Annotated in this window: 17 protein-coding genes; 7 read left to right on the top strand and 10 right to left on the bottom strand. The window is 70.8% G+C overall.

Going from position 1 to position 16,248, the window contains the following annotated elements; genetic code table 11:
• Positions 1-38: 38 nt before the first annotated feature.
• Positions 39-1,205, bottom strand: a complete 1,167-nt coding sequence (locus ACWGI6_RS12320) for a serine hydrolase domain-containing protein (protein ID WP_453267413.1) — start codon at positions 1,203-1,205, stop codon at positions 39-41.
• 353 nt (positions 1,206-1,558) lie between these two features.
• Between ACWGI6_RS12320 and ACWGI6_RS12315 the strand changes: the two genes are divergently transcribed.
• Positions 1,559-2,440, top strand: a complete 882-nt coding sequence (locus ACWGI6_RS12315) for an SCO6745 family protein (RefSeq protein ID WP_453267412.1) — start codon at positions 1,559-1,561, stop codon at positions 2,438-2,440.
• An 82-nt stretch (positions 2,441-2,522) separates the two neighbouring features.
• Here ACWGI6_RS12315 and ACWGI6_RS12310 read toward each other — a convergent pair whose 3' ends face one another.
• From ACWGI6_RS12310 to ACWGI6_RS12290, 5 genes are all read right to left on the bottom strand, one after another.
• Complete coding sequence (locus ACWGI6_RS12310; protein WP_393907574.1) at positions 2,523-3,086, bottom strand: Clp protease N-terminal domain-containing protein; 564 nt, start codon at positions 3,084-3,086, stop codon at positions 2,523-2,525.
• Positions 3,086-3,295 (bottom strand): helix-turn-helix domain-containing protein, encoded by a 210-nt coding sequence (locus ACWGI6_RS12305; RefSeq protein ID WP_393907575.1) that lies wholly within the window; start codon positions 3,293-3,295, stop codon positions 3,086-3,088. The genes ACWGI6_RS12310 and ACWGI6_RS12305 overlap by 1 nt, the downstream gene beginning before the upstream one ends.
• A gap of 208 nt (positions 3,296-3,503) precedes the next feature.
• A complete protein-coding gene (locus ACWGI6_RS12300; protein WP_453267411.1) occupies positions 3,504-4,121 on the bottom strand; it encodes a HutD/Ves family protein in 618 nt (205 codons plus the stop codon).
• A gap of 62 nt (positions 4,122-4,183) precedes the next feature.
• Positions 4,184-5,146 (bottom strand): zinc-binding dehydrogenase, encoded by a 963-nt coding sequence (locus ACWGI6_RS12295; RefSeq protein WP_453267410.1) that lies wholly within the window; start codon positions 5,144-5,146, stop codon positions 4,184-4,186.
• A 149-nt stretch (positions 5,147-5,295) separates the two neighbouring features.
• The gene (locus tag ACWGI6_RS12290; protein ID WP_453267409.1) at positions 5,296-6,519 is read right to left on the bottom strand and encodes an NAD(P)-dependent malic enzyme; all 1,224 of its coding nucleotides are present in this window, start codon (positions 6,517-6,519) and stop codon (positions 5,296-5,298) included.
• Positions 6,520-7,047: 528 nt separating this feature from the next.
• Here ACWGI6_RS12290 and ACWGI6_RS12285 point away from each other — a divergent pair.
• From ACWGI6_RS12285 to ACWGI6_RS12275, 3 genes are all read left to right on the top strand, one after another.
• Positions 7,048-8,022 (top strand): ABC transporter substrate-binding protein, encoded by a 975-nt coding sequence (locus tag ACWGI6_RS12285; protein ID WP_453267408.1) that lies wholly within the window; start codon positions 7,048-7,050, stop codon positions 8,020-8,022.
• A 62-nt stretch (positions 8,023-8,084) separates the two neighbouring features.
• Entirely contained in the window at positions 8,085-9,026 is a 942-nt protein-coding gene (locus tag ACWGI6_RS12280; RefSeq protein WP_393907580.1) for an amino acid ABC transporter permease, read from the top strand.
• A 50-nt stretch (positions 9,027-9,076) separates the two neighbouring features.
• Positions 9,077-9,829 carry an amino acid ABC transporter ATP-binding protein gene (locus ACWGI6_RS12275; RefSeq protein ID WP_453267426.1) on the top strand — a complete coding sequence of 251 codons (753 nt, stop codon included), beginning with the start codon at positions 9,077-9,079 and terminating at the stop codon, positions 9,827-9,829.
• Between the two features lie 182 nt (positions 9,830-10,011).
• Here ACWGI6_RS12275 and ACWGI6_RS12270 read toward each other — a convergent pair whose 3' ends face one another.
• Entirely contained in the window at positions 10,012-10,773 is a 762-nt protein-coding gene (locus tag ACWGI6_RS12270) for a class I SAM-dependent methyltransferase (protein WP_393907581.1), read from the bottom strand.
• A 95-nt stretch (positions 10,774-10,868) separates the two neighbouring features.
• Between ACWGI6_RS12270 and ACWGI6_RS12265 the strand changes: the two genes are divergently transcribed.
• Positions 10,869-11,498, top strand: a complete 630-nt coding sequence (locus ACWGI6_RS12265) for a CGNR zinc finger domain-containing protein (protein WP_393907582.1) — start codon at positions 10,869-10,871, stop codon at positions 11,496-11,498.
• Here ACWGI6_RS12265 and sodX read toward each other — a convergent pair.
• Positions 11,402-11,872 carry a nickel-type superoxide dismutase maturation protease gene (gene sodX, locus ACWGI6_RS12260; protein ID WP_453267425.1) on the bottom strand — a complete coding sequence of 157 codons (471 nt, stop codon included), beginning with the start codon at positions 11,870-11,872 and terminating at the stop codon, positions 11,402-11,404. The two genes, ACWGI6_RS12265 and sodX, sit on opposite strands and share 97 nt — an antisense overlap.
• 168 nt (positions 11,873-12,040) lie before the next feature.
• Here sodX and sodN point away from each other — a divergent pair, with 168 nt between their 5' ends.
• On the top strand, positions 12,041-12,436 hold the full coding sequence (sodN, locus tag ACWGI6_RS12255; RefSeq protein ID WP_030085982.1) for a superoxide dismutase, Ni: 396 nt from the start codon (positions 12,041-12,043) through the stop codon (positions 12,434-12,436).
• A gap of 164 nt (positions 12,437-12,600) precedes the next feature.
• Here the strand turns inward: sodN and ACWGI6_RS12250 are convergent, their stop codons facing one another.
• Positions 12,601-13,893 carry a cation:proton antiporter gene (locus ACWGI6_RS12250; protein ID WP_453267407.1) on the bottom strand — a complete coding sequence of 431 codons (1,293 nt, stop codon included), beginning with the start codon at positions 13,891-13,893 and terminating at the stop codon, positions 12,601-12,603.
• Between the two features lie 363 nt (positions 13,894-14,256).
• Positions 14,257-15,216: a LysR family transcriptional regulator gene (locus tag ACWGI6_RS12245; protein WP_453267406.1), complete on the bottom strand. Its 960-nt coding sequence runs from the start codon at positions 15,214-15,216 to the stop codon at positions 14,257-14,259.
• A 218-nt stretch (positions 15,217-15,434) separates the two neighbouring features.
• On the opposite strand from ACWGI6_RS12245, the gene snpA reads away from it, so the two are divergent.
• Positions 15,435-16,100, top strand: coding sequence for a snapalysin (snpA, locus tag ACWGI6_RS12240; RefSeq protein ID WP_453267405.1), 666 nt, complete (start codon positions 15,435-15,437; stop codon positions 16,098-16,100).
• The last annotated feature ends 148 nt before the right edge of the window (positions 16,101-16,248 follow it).

The raw sequence follows: 16,248 nt of genomic DNA, 5'->3' as shown, positions 1-16,248 counted from the left end.
CACCCGATGTGTGCGCCCACCCCACCACGGTCATTCGCTCAGCCCCCGGCGCCCACGGCCTCCGGGGCCCCGACGCACTCCCGCAGCGCCCCGATGAGCCGCTCGGCCCGCTGGTCGCCGCGGCCGCCCAGCCGGTTGGCGGTATAGGCGAACCCGACGCCGAACTCATCGTCCCCGAAGGCGAATTGACCGCCCGCTCCGCTGTGGGCGAAGGAGCGCGGACCGAGCAGCCCGCGAAACGCGGAGTCGACGAGGAAGCCGGACCCCCAGCGTGCCCCGAGGTCCGGAAAACCGGACCAAGAGGGCCCACCGGACAGCTGGGTGACCACGTCGGTGACGGTGTCCTCGGACAGCAGTCGCGGCCCGCCGTCCACGCCCGTGGCGACCGCCGCGTACAGGGTCGCCAGGCTGCGCGCCGACGAGACCGCGCCCGCACCGGGGAATTCGGCGGTCAGCAGGGCGGGCGAGTTGTAGCCGTGCGGATCGTCGAGTCCGGGGAAGGGCAGAACGCCGTTCATCGTCAGGGCCCGCATGGGCAGCAGATCGGCGCTCGGCAACGGGGCCCGCCCCTCCGCCTCGACGAGGCGGGCCAGCCGCGGCACCTCCTCCTGCGGCATCCCGATCCAGGTGCGCAGCCCCAGTGCGTCGCCGACGGCCGCCCGGAAGGAGGCGCCGGGCGTGCGGCCGGTCAGGCGCCGGATCACCTCGCCGATGATGAAGCCGAAGGCGTGGGCGTGGTACTCGTGCGCGGTCCCGGGCTCCCAGAGGGGCTTCTGCTCCTCCAGGGCGCGGATCACCGGCGTCCAGGCGGTCAGTTCCTCGAACGTCAACTTCCGCTCGACGAGCGGGATTCCGGCAGTGTGGGCGAGCACCATCCGGGTGGTGATCCCCTCCTTGCCGTGCTGCGCGAACTCCGGCCAGTAGTCGGCCACCGGGGCGTCGAGATCCAGCCGCCCGTCCTGCGCGAGCAGATGGGCCAGGGTGCTGACGACAACCTTGGCGAGGGACATGACGGGAAGGACGGCGTCCTCCTCCCACTCCCGCCCGGTCCGGTCATCGGCGATACCGCCCCACAGGTCGACGACCTTGCGCCCGTCCACGAACACGGCTGCTGCGGCGCCGAGTTCACCGCGCTCGGCGAAGTTCCGGGCGAATTCGTCGGCGAAGGCTCCGAACCCCTCGTCGGCCCATCCGTGGTACGGCATCGTGCTTCCTCTCAACGGGCCCATCGACCCCCCGTGGGCCGTCGGCCGGGTCACCCTACGTACGGGTCCGCCCGGACTCGACCGAATATCCGGCGCACGGAGGAATCCGGCCACCCGGCCGCGACGGCCGAAACCGGTTTCCCCCAACCGACTCCCGGCTACGCACAGTTGCCATCTGCGGTCTGGATTCACGCGGCGTAATCGGGGAAGTCACTACTTCGCACGGCTATTCGCCCGGCACCGGGTTCCAGGGAGCCCCAGCCGCCCGATTCCGCGGACTGACGGCCGTGTTCCCGACTACGGTTCCACCCTCCCTGTCTGCGCACGCATCGTGAAGGCCATGAGGTAAAGCGATGTCGGAATACCTTTCGGTCGCCCGCCGGATGTGGCACCTGCTGGAGCCGCTGCACGCCACGCTGTACTTCGCCCCCGAGGCCCGCCAGGCCGCCGCCGACCTCGGCCATGACGTGTCCTCCCGCTGGCCCAGCTATTTCGCCTGGCGTACGGCTCCGCTGGGCGCCGCCGGACCCGAGTTGGTGGCCGCGACGTACTACACCTTCAGCCCGCGGATGATCGCCCGGTACCTCCCGCGGATCTGGACCGTCGCGGACCCGGCCAAGGTCCTGGACGCGCGGCTGCTGGCCATGGACCGTGCGCTGACGGCCCTGACCGACGGCCGGCTGAGCGCCGCGCAGCTCGCCGAGGCGGCCCGGCTCGCCCGCCAGGCCGCCGAGAACGCCGGCCCCGCCGCCCGCCCGCTCGCCGCCGCCAACCGCGATCTGCCCTGGCCGGACGCGCCGCATCTGGTGCTCTGGCAGGCCGCGACGGTCCTTCGCGAACACCGCGGCGACGGCCATCTGGCGGCCCTGCTGACCTGCGGGCTCGACCCGTGCGAGGCCCTGGTGTCGTTCGCCGCGATCGGCGCCGCCCCGGCCGCCGACTTCGTGGGGCGCGGCTGGAGCGCCCAGGAGTGGAACGACGCCCGGCACCGCCTCGCCGCTCGTGGCTGGATCGCTCCGGACGGCACCGCGACCGAGCGCGCCCGCAAGGAACGCGACGCGATCGAGCGGACGACGGACCGGCTGGCGGCCGGCCCGTGGCGGGCGCTGGGCCACTCCCGCGCCGAACGGCTGGCGCAGCTGCTCGCTCCGGTCCTCGGCGCGGTTTTCGAGGCCGGATATCTGCCCCGGCACAGCACGCTGGGAATCGGGAAGGTGAAGGTCGGCTACCCGTAGCGCGCGCCCTGCCCGTGGAGGCCGGTCCCCGCGGGGCAGCTCCGGGGCAGCACTCTCGCGTACGGGCCCGTCCCGGGCCTGCTCAACTCGCGCGCCGGCCCCGGGTCTCGCCCAGCGCCCGCACCACATCGCCGTAGGTCACCCCGTGATCGGCTAGCACCGCAGCGGCCGGTCCGGGCCTGGCGGCCAGCGCCATCAGCAGATGCTCGTCGCCGAGGTGCCGCTCGCCGCGGCCGACCGCGATCCGCAGGGCACCCTCCAGCACGGACTTCGCCTCCGCGGTGAACGGCCGGCGCATCCGCTTCCGGCGCCCGGCCCGCCCGTCGGCGGCCAGCGCGCCCGCCCCGTGCGCCTGCTCCACCCGCGCCACGACCGCATCGATATCGATCCCGAGCCCGGCCAGCGCGGCCGCGTCGGCCGTGGACACCCCGCCGCGCCGGCGCGCCGCCGCGAGGGCGTCCGCCACCGACTCCCGCCGCTCATGGACACCGAGCGCGGCGAGCACCCCGGCGGCCGGCGAGTCCGTACGGTCCAGCAGCGCGAGCAGCAGCTCCGGTTCGCCGACCGTGCCACTGCCCGTGCGGTCCGCCTGTTCCGCCGCGCCGCGCACCACCGCGCGCGCCTCGGCCGTGAACTTCTCGAACATCAGCGCCTCCCGTGCTTCTTGTGCACTGCCTGCCTGCTGACACCCAGCTCCGCCGCGATCTCCTGCCACGACCAGCCCTTCGCGCGGGCGCTGCGCACCTGCACCGCTTCGAGCTGCTCCAGCAGCCGGCGGAGCGCGGCCACGGCGCGGAGCCCGACTCCGGGGTCCCGGTCGCCGGCCCGCTCGGCGAGATCCGTTGCTTCGGTCATAGCTGTCAATTTACGTTGACACTCGCCAGGCGTCAACCATCATTGACACGCGACTCCGGCTTCCCACGCTCCCGCTGACCTTGACCACACTCGATGAGCGGTTTCCGCGGCGGCCGCCTGCCCGCCGAGCCGCGCTACCGCCGGCACGCGCCCTGGTGGACCTCCCCGCCGCGGCCGCCGGCGCCGCCTCCGCAGGCGGGCGGCACCTCTACGGACGGGCGGGAGCGGCGGCGGACAGGGCGATCACCGCTGCGGTGCCGTCCGTCCACAATCCGACGGCGGCCGCGTCCGGCGCCGTCAGCAGCGCCGCGTCGAACCGCTCCAACTGCGCCTGGTGCCCGCCGGGTGCCCCGAGCCGGGTGCGCCCCTCGACCGCCACCACCAGAACCTCGTCCGGACCGGCCGCGCCGCCAGCGCTGCCGTCGGCCGGCCGCACCGCCCGGCTCCCCCGCACCATCTCCACCGTCGCCGCCGCCCGCCCCTCCCGGAGCATCACATTGAGGTTGACCACGGGGCCGTCCAGCAGCCGGGAGTCGGTGGCCGCCCCGCCGGGGAAGGCGAACGGGCGGTAGCGCTCGGGGAGGAGCTGCGGGGTGCCGTCGCCGTCCACCGTCAGCTCCAGCCCGGCGCCGTCGACGACGGTCAGGATCCGCCGGACGCCGGGCAGCGGCGAGTACGGCCCGTCCCGGGTGACGTCCGCCAGGCTGACCCGCCAGGCGAAGGTGTCCCAGCCGGCGTCCGGTGGCTGGACGGCGACCTCCCGGGTCACCCCGCCGCCGTTGCTCCACGGCGCGGCGGGGCGCCCCTCCGCCCGCAGGATCCGCACGCTTCCCGGCCCTCCTTACCGAATCGTCCGCACGCCACACAGCATGGACATCACGCCAGGCGTCACACCGTCAGCACGACCTTGCCGAACAGCTCGCCGGCCGCCATCTTCGTGAACCCCTCACGCGCCCGGTCCAGCGGCAGCGTCGAGTCGATGACCGGCCGGATGCCCTTGGCCGCGCAGAAGCTGAGCAGCGACGCCAGCTCCTCCTTGCTGCCCATCGTGGAGCCGACGATCTTCAGCTCCAGGAAGAAGATCCGGTTGAGCTCCCCGCTCTTCGGGGTGAAGCCGCTGGTGGCGCCCGAGATGACCAGGGTGCCGCCGGGGCGCAGCGACTTGATGGAGTGCGACCAGGTGGCGGCGCCCACCGTCTCGATCACCGCGTCCACCCGCTGCGGCAGCCGCTCGCCGGTCGCGAACACCGCCTCGGCGCCCAGCTCCAGCGCGCGCTTGCGCTTGGCCTCGTCCCGGCTGGTGGCGAAGACACGCAGCCCCGCGGCGGCGCCCAGCACGATGGCGGCGGTCGCGACGCCACCGCCGGCGCCCTGCACCAGCACGCTGTCCCCGGGCCGTACGCCCGCGTTGGTGAACAGCATCCGGTACGCGGTCAGCCAGGCGGTCGGCAGACAGGCCGCCTCCTCGAAGGTGAGCTCCTTCGGCTTGGGCAGCACGTTCCAGGAGGGGACGGTGACCTGCTCCGCGAAGGTGCCCTGGTAGCGCTCGGTGAGGATGGAGGGCTTCTCCCCGGGGCCGACACCATGGCCGGTCTGCCCGATGACGGAGTGCAGGACGACCTCGTTGCCGTCCGCGTCCACTCCGGCGGCGTCGCAGCCGAGGATCATCGGCAGGCTGTCCTCGGTGATCCCCACCCCGCGCAGCGACCACAGGTCGTGGTGGTTGAGGGAGGCGGCCTTGACGTTGACGGTCGTCCAGCCGGGGCGTGCGTCGGGGGCCGGCCGCTCCCCCAATTCGAGGCCGTTCAGCGGCTGGTCACGGTCGATGCGGGCGGCATAGGCAGCAAACATGATCCCAACGTAGGCCGCGGCCGGGCGCCGCGGTACCGGGAAGGGGTGTGACACGCACCGCGCCGCCCCGGCCACCACAACGGGCCGGGCCCGCACCTGTGTGGGGTGCGGGCCCGGCCCGTTGGTGTACGACACCTATGGCGGTGCGGTCAGCGGCGCGCGACACCCTCGGCGCGGGCGGCAGCCGCGACGGCGGCGGTGACGGCCGGTGCGACCCGCTCGTCGAACGGGGAGGGGATGACCCGGTCGGCGCTGAGTTCATCGGCGACGACGGCGGCCAGCGCCTCGGCGGCGGCGAGCTTCATGCCCTCCGTGATCCGGGTGGCCCGCACCTGCATGGCACCGGCGAAGATGCCCGGGAAGGCCAGCACGTTGTTGATCTGGTTGGGGAAGTCGCTGCGCCCGGTGGCGACCACGGCCGCGTACTTGTGCGCGACCTCCGGGTGGATCTCCGGGGTGGGGTTGGCCATCGCGAAGATCAGCGAGTCCTTCGCCATCTTGGCCACCGCCGCTTCCGGCACCGTGCCGCCGGAGACGCCGATGAAGACATCCGCGCCGTCCATCGCGTCCTCCAGCGAGCCCGTCAGCCGGCCCTTGTTGGTGAAGCCGGCCACCTCGCGCTTGACGTCCGTGAGGTCGCCGCGGTCGGTGGAGACCACGCCCTTGCGGTCGCAGACCGCGACATCGCCGATGCCCGCCTCGATGAGGATCTTGGCGATGGCGACCCCGGCCGCGCCGGCACCCGAGATGACCGCGCGCAGCTGGCCGAGCGACCGGTCGGTGAGCTTGGCGGCGTTGCGCAGCGCGGCCAGCGTGACCACGGCGGTGCCGTGCTGGTCGTCGTGGAAGACCGGGATGTCCAGCCGCTCCTGGAGCCGGCGCTCGATCTCGAAGCACCGGGGCGCCGAGATGTCCTCCAGATTGACGCCGCCGAAGGACGGGGCCATCCGGACGACGGTCTCGATGATCTCGTCGGTGTCGGTGGTGGCGAGCGCGATCGGCACCGCGTCGACGCCGCCGAACTGCTTGAAGAGGATGGCCTTGCCCTCCATCACGGGGAGCGAGGCCTCCGGGCCGATGTCGCCGAGGCCCAGCACCGCGGTGCCGTCCGTGACCACGGCGACGACCTGGGACTTCCAGGTGTAGTCGTAGACGAGCTCGGGCCGCTCGGCGATGGCGCTGCACACCTTGGCGACACCCGGTGTGTACGCGAGGGACAGGTCGTCCTTGTCGCGGACCGGCACGGTCGCCTGGATGGCCATTTTGCCGCCGCGATGCAGCGCGAAGGCCGGGTCGAAGGCGTCGTCGGGCGCACTGCCCACGCCCGTACCGGTGTTGCTGTCGCTGCGAGGATTGACGATCTCCGCTGCCACTTGTCTTACCCCTTTAATCGAAAATCTGCTGAGGGTGGCCACTCCCTGGTTGAGGGGTGGGCGGGCACCGCGTCCGCGCCGTGCGCGGCAGATGGCCGCCGCGCGCGGGGAGGTACGGACGCCGGGCGCGCCGCACACGCGCCCTGAGCCCCGGATGAGGGGTGTAACGAACCTTTCTACCCGACGGGCGCGCGCCCCGACGAGTCAGATTCCTTACCCTCGGCTTCAGAGTTCCGACATTAACCGCGAAATACACAAAAAACTCAGAAGAGCCATCCCTCTCCGTTCCGGATTCCGAGACGCCGGAGAGAGCCGGGGAGCCCATGACATCCACGGAAGCGAAGGCTCCCCTTGCGACACAAGGGCGCCACCTCGCCTTCTCCGTCCGTTATCCGATTTTGACCATTACGACAGTCCGCATAGCGGAGTCCGGATGGCAGGATTCCGTCACCAACCGAGGTCGCGACGCTCGAAGGTGTGCCCCCGGCCATTTGTCACGTCGGCTTCTCGATCCGCAGGAGGATCAGCATGACCGCAAGCACCACCCGTCGCTCGGCCGTCGGCAGGTCACGCACAGCCGTGGCCGCGACGGCCGCGGTCGCCGCCTCGCTGTTGCTGCTCAGCGCCTGCGGCGACCAAACGGACGCGGCCATCGCCAAGCGCGACGCGAAGAAGAACCGCAACGTCAATGCGCCGCTGTTCAAGAAGCTGCCCAAGGACGTCCAGGAAAAGGCCCTGCTCCAGGTCGGCTCGGACATCACCTACAAGCCGGTGGAGTTCCGCTCCAACGGCAAGGTCGAGGGCATCGACCCGGATCTCGCGGAGGCTATGAGCAAGGAGTTGGGCATCAAGCTCAACTTCAACAACGCCACCTTCGACACCCTCATGGGCGGCCTGAAGTCCAAGCGCTACGACATCGCGATGTCGGCGATGACGGACACCAAGGAGCGCCAGGAGGGCATCGACAGCAACACCGGCAAGAAGATCGGTCAGGGTGTCGACTTCATCGACTACCTCAACGTCGGCGTCTCGCTCTACACCCAGAAGGGCAAGACCAACGGCATCGACGGCTGGGAGACGCTGTGCGGCAAGAAGATCGCGGTGCAGCGCGGCACCGTCTCGCACGACCTGGCCAAGGACAAGTCGAAGGCCTGTGAGAAGAACGGCGAGCAGCCGATCTCGATCGAGGCGTTCGACAACGACTCCGAGGCCCAGACCCGGCTGCGCACCGGCGGTGTGGACGCCGTCTCCAGCGACTACCCGGTCGCGGCGTATGCGGTGAAGGTCTCCGGTCACGGCAAGGATTTCCAGATGGTCGGCGGCGCGCCGCTCAAGGCGGCCCCGTACGGCATCGCGGTCCCCAAGGGCAAGGAGCAGCTGCGTGACGCGCTCCGGGCCGCGGTGGAACTCGCGATCAAGAACGGCTCGTACGCCAAGGTCCTGGACAAGTGGGACGTCAAGGATGCCGCGGTCAAGAAGGTGGAGCTCAATGGCGGCTCCTGAGTCACCGGAAACCGTCCCCTCCGCTCCGCGCACCTCCCGCCGAACGCTGAAAGGCAACACCCGTGCCAGTTGACGTCGACAAGTCGGCCCAGCCGCCGGCGGACGCTCCGCCGCCCCAGCCCGAGCCGATCAAGGCCATCCCGGTCCGCCATTACGGCCGCTGGGTGGCGGCGATCGTCGTCATCGGACTGATCGCCCTGCTCGGCCGGGCCTTCGCCTCCGGGAACGTCAACTGGGACGCCATCCCCCAGTACATGTTCAACGCGGACATCCTCAAGGGCCTGCGCAACACCCTGCTGATCACCGTGCTCTCGATGATCATCGGCATCGTGCTGGGTGTGATCCTGGCCGTGATGCGCCAGTCCAAGAACCCGGTCACCTCGACGGTCGCGTGGTTCTACGTCTGGTTCTTCCGCGGTACGCCGGTCTATGTCCAGCTGTTCCTGTGGTTCAACCTGGGCCTCGTCTTCCAGTACATCGACATCATGCCGATCTACAAGGACGAGTGGTCGGACTTCATGACCCCGTTCCTGTGCGCGCTGCTGGGCCTCGGCCTCAACGAGGCGGCGTACATGGCGGAGATCTGCCGGGCCGGCCTCAACGCCGTCGACGAGGGCCAGACCGAGGCGGCACACGCGCTGGGCATGAGCCACGCCAGGACGCTGCGCCGGATCATCGTGCCCCAGGCGATGCGGGTGATCGTGCCGCCGACCGGCAACGAGGTCATCAACATGCTCAAGACCTCCTCCCTGGTCATCGCCGTCCAGTACTACGATTTGCTGCAGGCCGCACAGAACGTCGGACGGGACTCCGGTGTCGTGGTGGAGATGCTGATCCTCGCCGCCGCCTGGTACCTGATCGCCACCACGGTGCTGAGCATCGGCCAGTACTACCTCGAGCGCTACTACGCCCGCGGCTCCAGCCGCCAGCTGCCGCTCACCCCGCTCCAGAAAGCCAAGGCGAAGCTGTCCGGCGGCTTCAACCGCCCCGGAGGTGTCGGATGACCAGCAAGATCACGACGAGCAAGCCGACCGCCGGTGCGAGCGGCGGCCCGATGGTCAAGGCCGAGGGCGTCCACAAGTCCTTCGGCGCGGCCCACATCCTCAAGGGCATCGACCTGGAGGTCGCGCCCCAGGAGGTCTTCTGCCTGATCGGCCCGTCCGGCTCCGGCAAGTCGACCTTCCTCCGCTGCATCAACCACCTGGAGAAGGTCAACGCCGGACGGCTGTCCGTCGACGGCGAACTGGTCGGCTACCGCGAGCACCACGGCAAGCTCTACGAGCTGCGCGACCGCGAGGTCGCCGCCCGCCGCCGCGATATCGGCATGGTCTTCCAGCGCTTCAACCTCTTCCCGCACATGACCGCGGTGGAGAACATCATGGAGGCGCCGATCCAGGTCAAGGGCGAGTCGAAGTCCGCCGCCCGGGAGCGGGCGGTCAAGCTCCTGGACCGCGTCGGGCTGTCCGACAAGGCCGGCAGCTACCCCTCGCAGCTCTCCGGCGGCCAGCAGCAGCGCGTCGCCATCGCCCGTGCGCTGGCGATGGAGCCCAAGCTGATGCTCTTCGACGAGCCGACCTCGGCCCTGGACCCGGAGCTGGTCGGTGACGTCCTGGACGTCATGAAGGACCTGGCGGCGGACGGTATGACGATGATCGTCGTGACCCATGAGATGGGCTTCGCCCGTGAGGTCGGCGACTCGCTGGTCTTCATGGACGACGGTGTGGTCGTCGAATCCGGCCACCCGCGCGAGGTGCTCGGCAATCCGCAGCACGAGCGGACGAAGTCGTTCCTGTCGAAGGTGCTGTAGGAGCGCGACGGCCCGGCACCGGGCGCGGCGGCTCCGGCCGGTTCCGCACCGACGGACGCCACCGCGGGCATGGCCCGCCGCCGCGGCGGAAGCCTTGGTCCGCGGCGGGACTTGCTCCCTCGGGAGAAAGTCCCGCCGCGGTCTTTTCGCCCCGTCCGACGGCGCAACGGCTCGTCATGGCCCTACTTCAGGCCCAGCACCAGCGCGTCCGTGGGCGAAGCCCATACCGGCCGGGCCTCCGCAAATCCCGATTCGCGCAGGACGGCCGCGTGCCATGCCGCCGAGGGGGTGTCGCCGTCGGCGTGCTCGCCGTAGATCTCGAAGCGCTCGGCGGTCGGCCCGGCCAGCCGCGGGTCGGCGGCCGCCAGCTGCCACCAGTCGGCCCAGCCGACGGCGCCGGCCGCCTTCGCCGCGTCCATCCGCGCATGCCGGAAGGCCCGCTCGGCGGCGTTGATCCGCGGGGTGGCCTCCTCGGGCATGTGGTCGGCGTTCATGAAGACCCCGCCGTCCCGCACCAGGGTGCCCAGCTGCCCGTACAGACCGCGGAGGTCCTCGGTGTGCAGCCAGTGGAGCGCGGTGGCGGTGAGCACCGCGTCGTACGAGTCGTGCGGCAGCCTGTCCGTCCAGCCCGGGTCCTTCAGATCGGCTCGTACGAAGCGGACCCGGCGCTCGCCGGCGAAGTACCCTTCCGCGATGGCCAGCAGCGCGGGATCCAGATCGACGCCCACACTCTCGGCCTTGGGGAACCGCTTCAGCAGCCGGTCGGAGATACTTCCCGTACCGCATGCGAGGTCCAGTACCCGGGGCTCGGGACCCACCAGCGCCTCGACCATGTCCAGCATCACCCGGAACCGCTCCTCGCGGTCGGGGAGGTACCACTCCTGCTGGCGGTCCCAACTGTTCTGCCACGCCTGCCAATCGGCGCCGACGACGGTCTCGGTCATCGCTTCCCCTTCAGGCCGTAATACCCTCGTAGTAACAACACCCATTACTTCGCTCAAGCACTCCGCACCTTAGCCCCCGCCCGTAAGGACTACAAGTGGAACTGGCCTATTACTCGGACTATGCCGTGCGACTGGTCAACACCGAGCAGCCCGAGCGCGGCAGTGACAGCCTCACCTCGGTCGAGGCGGTCCGCGAACTCTTCGGCCCGGCGCAGCAGGTCGCCCGGCGCGCGACCGACAGCGACGTCACCAGGCTGCGCACGGTCCGCGCCCGGCTGCGCGCCGTGTTCGAGGCCGCCGACACCGGCGACGAGGTGCTGGCCGTGGACCTCCTCAACGCCCTGATGATGGAGTTCCCCGTCAGCCCGCAGATCTCCGGCCATGAATACCGGGACGACGACGGCCGCCCCGACTGGCATATGCACATCGCCGACCACGCCGCCAACGCCACCGCGAGCTTCGCCGCGACCGCCTGTATGGGCCTGGCGTTCCACCTCACCGACCTGGGTGTGGACCGGCTGGGCATCTGCGAGGCGCGGCCCTGCCGCAACGCCTACCTGGACACCTCGACCAACCGGTCCCGGCGCTACTGCTCCGACCGCTGCGCCACCCGCGCCAATGTCGCCGCCTACCGCGCCCGCAAGCGCCTGGAGAGCGAGCGCTCGGCCCTTACCGGCCGGACCGCAGACAGCGCCCAGGACAGCACCCCGGTGACCGAGCGCTGAATCCCCTTCGGCGGCCGCACCCGCACCCAGGCGCGGGCAATGACCAGTTCGTCGGGAACCACACCGAATTCCCGGCTGTCGTTCTCGACGAACGGATTGTCCCCCCGGACCCACCAGCCGCCGTCGCGCCGCTGCACGGCCCGCTTGACGATCAGCAGATCCTGCCGGAACGGATGCCGCAGCACGACGACGTCGCCGGGCCGCACCGCCGCCCCGTACTGCACCACCAGCTGATCACCGGGCTGCAGCGTCGGCACCATCGACGGGTTGTAGACCTCGGCCAGCCCGAACGCACGGAGGAACCCGCCCCGCTCGTGCCCCGTATCCGCGTCCTCACCCTGCTCCGGCCCGCGCTCATGCACTCGCTCCGGCATCCCGTACCTCCCGGCCCAGCCCCGGTCCGACCCGCTCACCGGTTCATCCTCCATCAGTCCCACCTTGGCACTGGACTTTTGCCCTAAGACCCCCGGGCCGACCAAGAAAAGCCTTCCCGCACCGAGTAATCTCGCACCTGAGAAGACGATCACGAGGAAGGACTGAACATGCTTTCGCGCCTGTTCGCCCCCAAGGTGAAGGTCAGCGCCCACTGCGACCTGCCCTGCGGCGTGTACGACCCGGCCCAGGCTCGCATCGAAGCCGAGTCCGTCAAGGCCGTCCAGGAGAAGTACCAGGCCAACGAGGACGCGGACTTCCGCACTCGCGCCGTCCTGATCAAGGAGCAGCGCGCCGAGCTGGCCAAGCACCACGTCTCGGTGCTGTGGAGCGACTACTTCAAGCCGCCGCACTTCGAGAAGTACCCGGAGCTGCACCAGCTGGTCAACGACACCCTCAAGGCCCTCAGCGCCGCCAAGGGTTCCAACGACCCGGCCACCGGCCAGAAGGCCCTGGACTACATCGCCCAGATCGACAAGATCTTCTGGGAGACGAAGAAGGCCTGACCCGGCCCCGGCGCCCCGGCCCGCGTGTGCGCGGGACGCGGCGCCCCGTCGGATGTCCGCACCCGTTCCGACGCCCTCCGCCAATGGCGGGTGGTGACGGGACGGGTGCGGTCTTTGTGTGCCGGACGCGTGCGTGCGGTCCGGGGGACGCCGACGGGTGACGTTCATGACGCGGCGGGGCCGCCCCGTCGCCGGCCGTGGCGCAGACCGCCGGCCGCCATCCCCCTGACCGGCAGCTCGTCCGCCGCGGCGCCGGCCGGGCCGATGCCCCTGGCCGCCGCCGCTCTCCCGTAGCGGTTCGCCAGTGGCAGGGACGTGAGGCCGTGGGCGAGGACGCTGAGCAGCACGGTGAGGGCGACCACCGGGACCACCGCCTCGGTGTCGGGGCTCTTGAGCTCCTCGACCGCCAGCAGTCCGAAGATGATCGAGGCCAGTCCGCGGGGACCGAACCAGCCCACGAACAGCACGGTTTTGGTGTCCAGACCGCTCCAGGCCAGGGACAGTGCCACGGGCACCATACGGATCACCGTGAGGCTCAGTACCGCGTAGACCGCGGTCTGCCAGGTGAGATGGTCGAACACCTCCGGAAGCAGCAGGGCGCCGAAAACCAGCCAGACCAGCACGGAGAGCAGCGCGGCGGACTGCTCGACGTACAGGAGCACCCGATGCGGCGCACCGTGCGCCGATCCGAAGGCCAGGCCGGCGACGAAGGCGGCGACAAAGCCGTTGCCGCCGATCGCGAGCGAGGAGGTGTAGCCGAGGAGTGCCAGGGCCAGGATGCCCGCACCGGCGAAGTCCTCGCTCGCCCAGCCGTTGCGGAGCGCGGTCCGCAGCAGCCATCCGGCGGCCAGACCGACCACCGCGCCGTACGCCGCACCGACGGCGAGCTGCACCAGGGCACGGTTGGCGGCATCCGGTCCGGCGATGCCCTCGGCCGCGGACACTCCGGCCAGGGCGAGCACCACCAGGGGGGTGGCGATGCCGTCGTTGAGACCGCTCTCCACATTGATGAGCCGGCGGATCTTCGCGGGCACCACGGGGTTGACCATCATCGTGGCGCCGAGCGCGGCGTCCGTCGGTGCGAGCGCGGCCCCGACGTACAGCGCGGCCCACCCCGAGACACCGGGGAGCAGGACGGCCGCGAGCAGCGTGCCGAGGCCCACGCACAGCGGCAGCCCGATCCCCAGCAGCCGTACATAGAGGCCGAGCTCCGGGCGCAGGGCCCGGAAGGAGAGCCGGGCGGCATCGGTGAAGAGCACCCAGACCAGGGTGATCTCCGCGAGCACCTTGACCGTCTCGTGCGAGAGCGCGAGATCGAGGACCCCGGTGCCCTCGCCCAGCAGAAGTCCCAGCAGCACGAAGGCGGCCGGGGCGGTCAGCTCGAAACGCTCCATCCGCCGCGAGCACAGGCACCACAGGAACAGCAGCAGCAGGATCAGGGAAAAGGTGCCATCCACAGGGGTCTCCAGGGCTCGGCCGCACCGGCTCTCGGGCACCCCCACTCTCGGCCACCACCCCACCGCCCGGCCGCTCCCAAGAGGCGGGGACGGCGGCTGTCACACGGTTGGTCGATGGCCGCCGTCCCGCGACCGACGGGCGGGCCCCGGCAGCTCGCCACCTGACCAGCCATCAGCAGGACCTGTTGCGGACGGGGCGCCGGTGCGCGGCGGGTGGCCGGATCCCGTTACCTGGGACGGGGGCCCGGAGGACTGCCACGGTGATCCGCCGCGTGTCGATGCTGCTGACCGGCGGCTGCGTGAGCGGGCGCCCTCCCGGCCCCCCCCCGGAGAGCGATCAAGTCCCTCCGCCGGTGGGGCGCCCTAGCTCCCCACGGGCAGTGGCCCGTTGTGCCGCACGAGCCAGGTCCGGTAGGCCTCGCTCGCCCAGGCGGTCTCCATGTACGAGGCGGTCAGATCGGCGAACAGGTCGTCGGCGGAGGCGGCGGGGGTGCCGTCCTGGCGGCAGGCCATGAAGAGGCGGACGGCCAGCGGGTCGCCGTACAGCGGGCGGATCGCCATGCCGTGCCGGGGACGGGCGGTCGGCTGGCAGGGGGTGACCACCTCTCCGGCCGTGACGAGATCCACCGTGGTGAGGTAGTCGCCGTGCACGACACGGGGGTTGATACCGGCCGCGGCCCAGATGCGGCGCAGTCCCGCCCATTCGCCGTCCACGGTCGGGTCGACCATCCACTGGTCGTCGGCGAGTTCCGCCACCCGGATGACCGTCCGGGCGGCCGCGCGGTGGGTGTCCGCCACCGCGATGAACTGCGGTTCCCTGGTGACGAGTTCATGCTCCACCAGGCCTTCGGGGACCCGTAGGGGCGCGCCCTCGACCTCGTGGACGAAGGCGGCGTCGAGCTGTCCCGACGCGACCATGTGGAGCAGCGCATTGGCGGACACATCGGTTCTTATCGTGGTGTCGGTATCCGGCAGCCGCACCCGGAGCCGGCGCAGCCACCCGGCGACGGCGGGGCTGTTGGTGCTGCCGATGTGCAGTCGTGCGCCCCGGTCGCGGTGCGAGGCCGAGGCAACCTCGTCAATAAGTGCCCGCATTTCGGCCACTATCGGCCGGGCCCGGCACAGGACCGAATGCCCCAGCGGCGTGGGCCGGCTGCCGGTCGGCTCACGGAAGAAGAGCTGGCCGCCGAGGGCTTTCTCGATGCGATGGAGCTGGGTCGTCAGGGAAGGCTGGGTCATGCCGAGCTGCCGGGCCGCCTTGCGTAGGCTGCCGGAGTCCGCGATGGCGCACAATGCGCGAAGATGCCTAACCTCGAGCTCCACGTCCGGAGCATAACGACGTCGGCATACGTCACACCAGACTCTCAAACCTGTCGGAACGCGCTCTTTTTTCCGGGGTATTGACCGGCGCTATCGCCACCTGGCATCTCTGTCTTCCGGGTGAACTCCGTCCAGACTCAACGGCACCAAGAAGTCCGCAGGGCCCCGGCCGCCGCCCCACACGGCGGCCGTACGGCCCTCGGAAATAAAGGAGCCCCCACATGAGATCTCCCAAGACGGCGCTGTCGGCGGCGCTCGGTCTGGGCCTCGTCGCCGCGCTCGCAGCCGCGGCGCCGGTTTCGGCAGCTTCCTCCTCCCCCACCAACTCCTCCCACAGCACCCCCACTTCGATCGCGGCCTACAACGGCTCGGCGGCCGAGAAGGCCGACACCAAGGCATTCTTCGAGGCCGTGCTGAAGTCGGCCAAGGCCAAGATGAAGGCCCACCCGAACGCCGCCTCGGTGACCGTCACCTATGACGCCAGCGCGGCCCCGACGTTCGCGAACCAGATAGCCCAGAGCGCGTCGATCTGGAACGGTGCCGTCTCGAACGTGAAGCTGCAGGCAGGCAGCGGCGGCGACTTCCAGTACCGCGAGGGCAACGACGCGCGTGGTTCGTACGCCAGCACCGACGGCCACGGCAAGGGCTATGTCTTCCTGGACTACCAGCAGAACCAGGAGTACAACTCCACCCGCGTGGCCGCGCACGAGACCGGCCATGTGCTGGGCCTGCCGGACCACTACGAGGGCCCGTGCAGCGAGCTGATGTCCGGCGGCGGCCCCGGCACGTCCTGCCAGAACACCCAGCCGGACGCGAACGAGAGCGCCAAGGTGGACCAGCTCTGGGCCAACGGCCTGGCGGGCGTCCACTTCGGCAAGGCCTCCTGACGTACTCCACAGGCCTTGTGACGTAACGAAGTTCGGCGGTGGCCGGCGGATCTGACCGAGCTGACGGTGGTCGGATGCGCACGGCCGGGGGCTGTCGAGAGCCGGGACCTGGCGGCCGGCGCTCGTACCCCACCAGCCCTCGCATCTC

The sequence above is a fragment of the Streptomyces sp. NPDC054786 genome, from assembly GCF_053611685.1.
This window is presented reverse-complemented; position numbering and strand designations above follow the sequence as displayed.

Excerpts from the sequence above, each read along its gene's own strand:
- ACWGI6_RS12310 (WP_393907574.1), bottom strand. The coding sequence starts at position 3,086 with ATGTTCGAGAAGTTCACGGCCGAGGCGCGCGCGGTGGTGCGCGGCGCG.
- ACWGI6_RS12270 (WP_393907581.1), bottom strand. The coding sequence starts at position 10,773 with ATGACCGAGACCGTCGTCGGCGCCGATTGGCAGGCGTGGCAGAACAGT.
- sodN (WP_030085982.1), top strand. The coding sequence starts at position 12,041 with ATGCTTTCGCGCCTGTTCGCCCCCAAGGTGAAGGTCAGCGCCCACTGC.
- ACWGI6_RS12285 (WP_453267408.1), top strand. The coding sequence starts at position 7,048 with ATGACCGCAAGCACCACCCGTCGCTCGGCCGTCGGCAGGTCACGCACA.
- ACWGI6_RS12275 (WP_453267426.1), top strand. The coding sequence starts at position 9,077 with ATGGTCAAGGCCGAGGGCGTCCACAAGTCCTTCGGCGCGGCCCACATC.
- ACWGI6_RS12320 (WP_453267413.1), bottom strand. The coding sequence starts at position 1,205 with ATGCCGTACCACGGATGGGCCGACGAGGGGTTCGGAGCCTTCGCCGAC.
- ACWGI6_RS12315 (WP_453267412.1), top strand. The coding sequence starts at position 1,559 with ATGTCGGAATACCTTTCGGTCGCCCGCCGGATGTGGCACCTGCTGGAG.
- sodX (WP_453267425.1), bottom strand. The coding sequence starts at position 11,872 with ATGCCGGAGCGAGTGCATGAGCGCGGGCCGGAGCAGGGTGAGGACGCG.
- snpA (WP_453267405.1), top strand. The coding sequence starts at position 15,435 with ATGAGATCTCCCAAGACGGCGCTGTCGGCGGCGCTCGGTCTGGGCCTC.
- ACWGI6_RS12305 (WP_393907575.1), bottom strand. The coding sequence starts at position 3,295 with ATGACCGAAGCAACGGATCTCGCCGAGCGGGCCGGCGACCGGGACCCC.
- ACWGI6_RS12295 (WP_453267410.1), bottom strand. The coding sequence starts at position 5,146 with ATGTTTGCTGCCTATGCCGCCCGCATCGACCGTGACCAGCCGCTGAAC.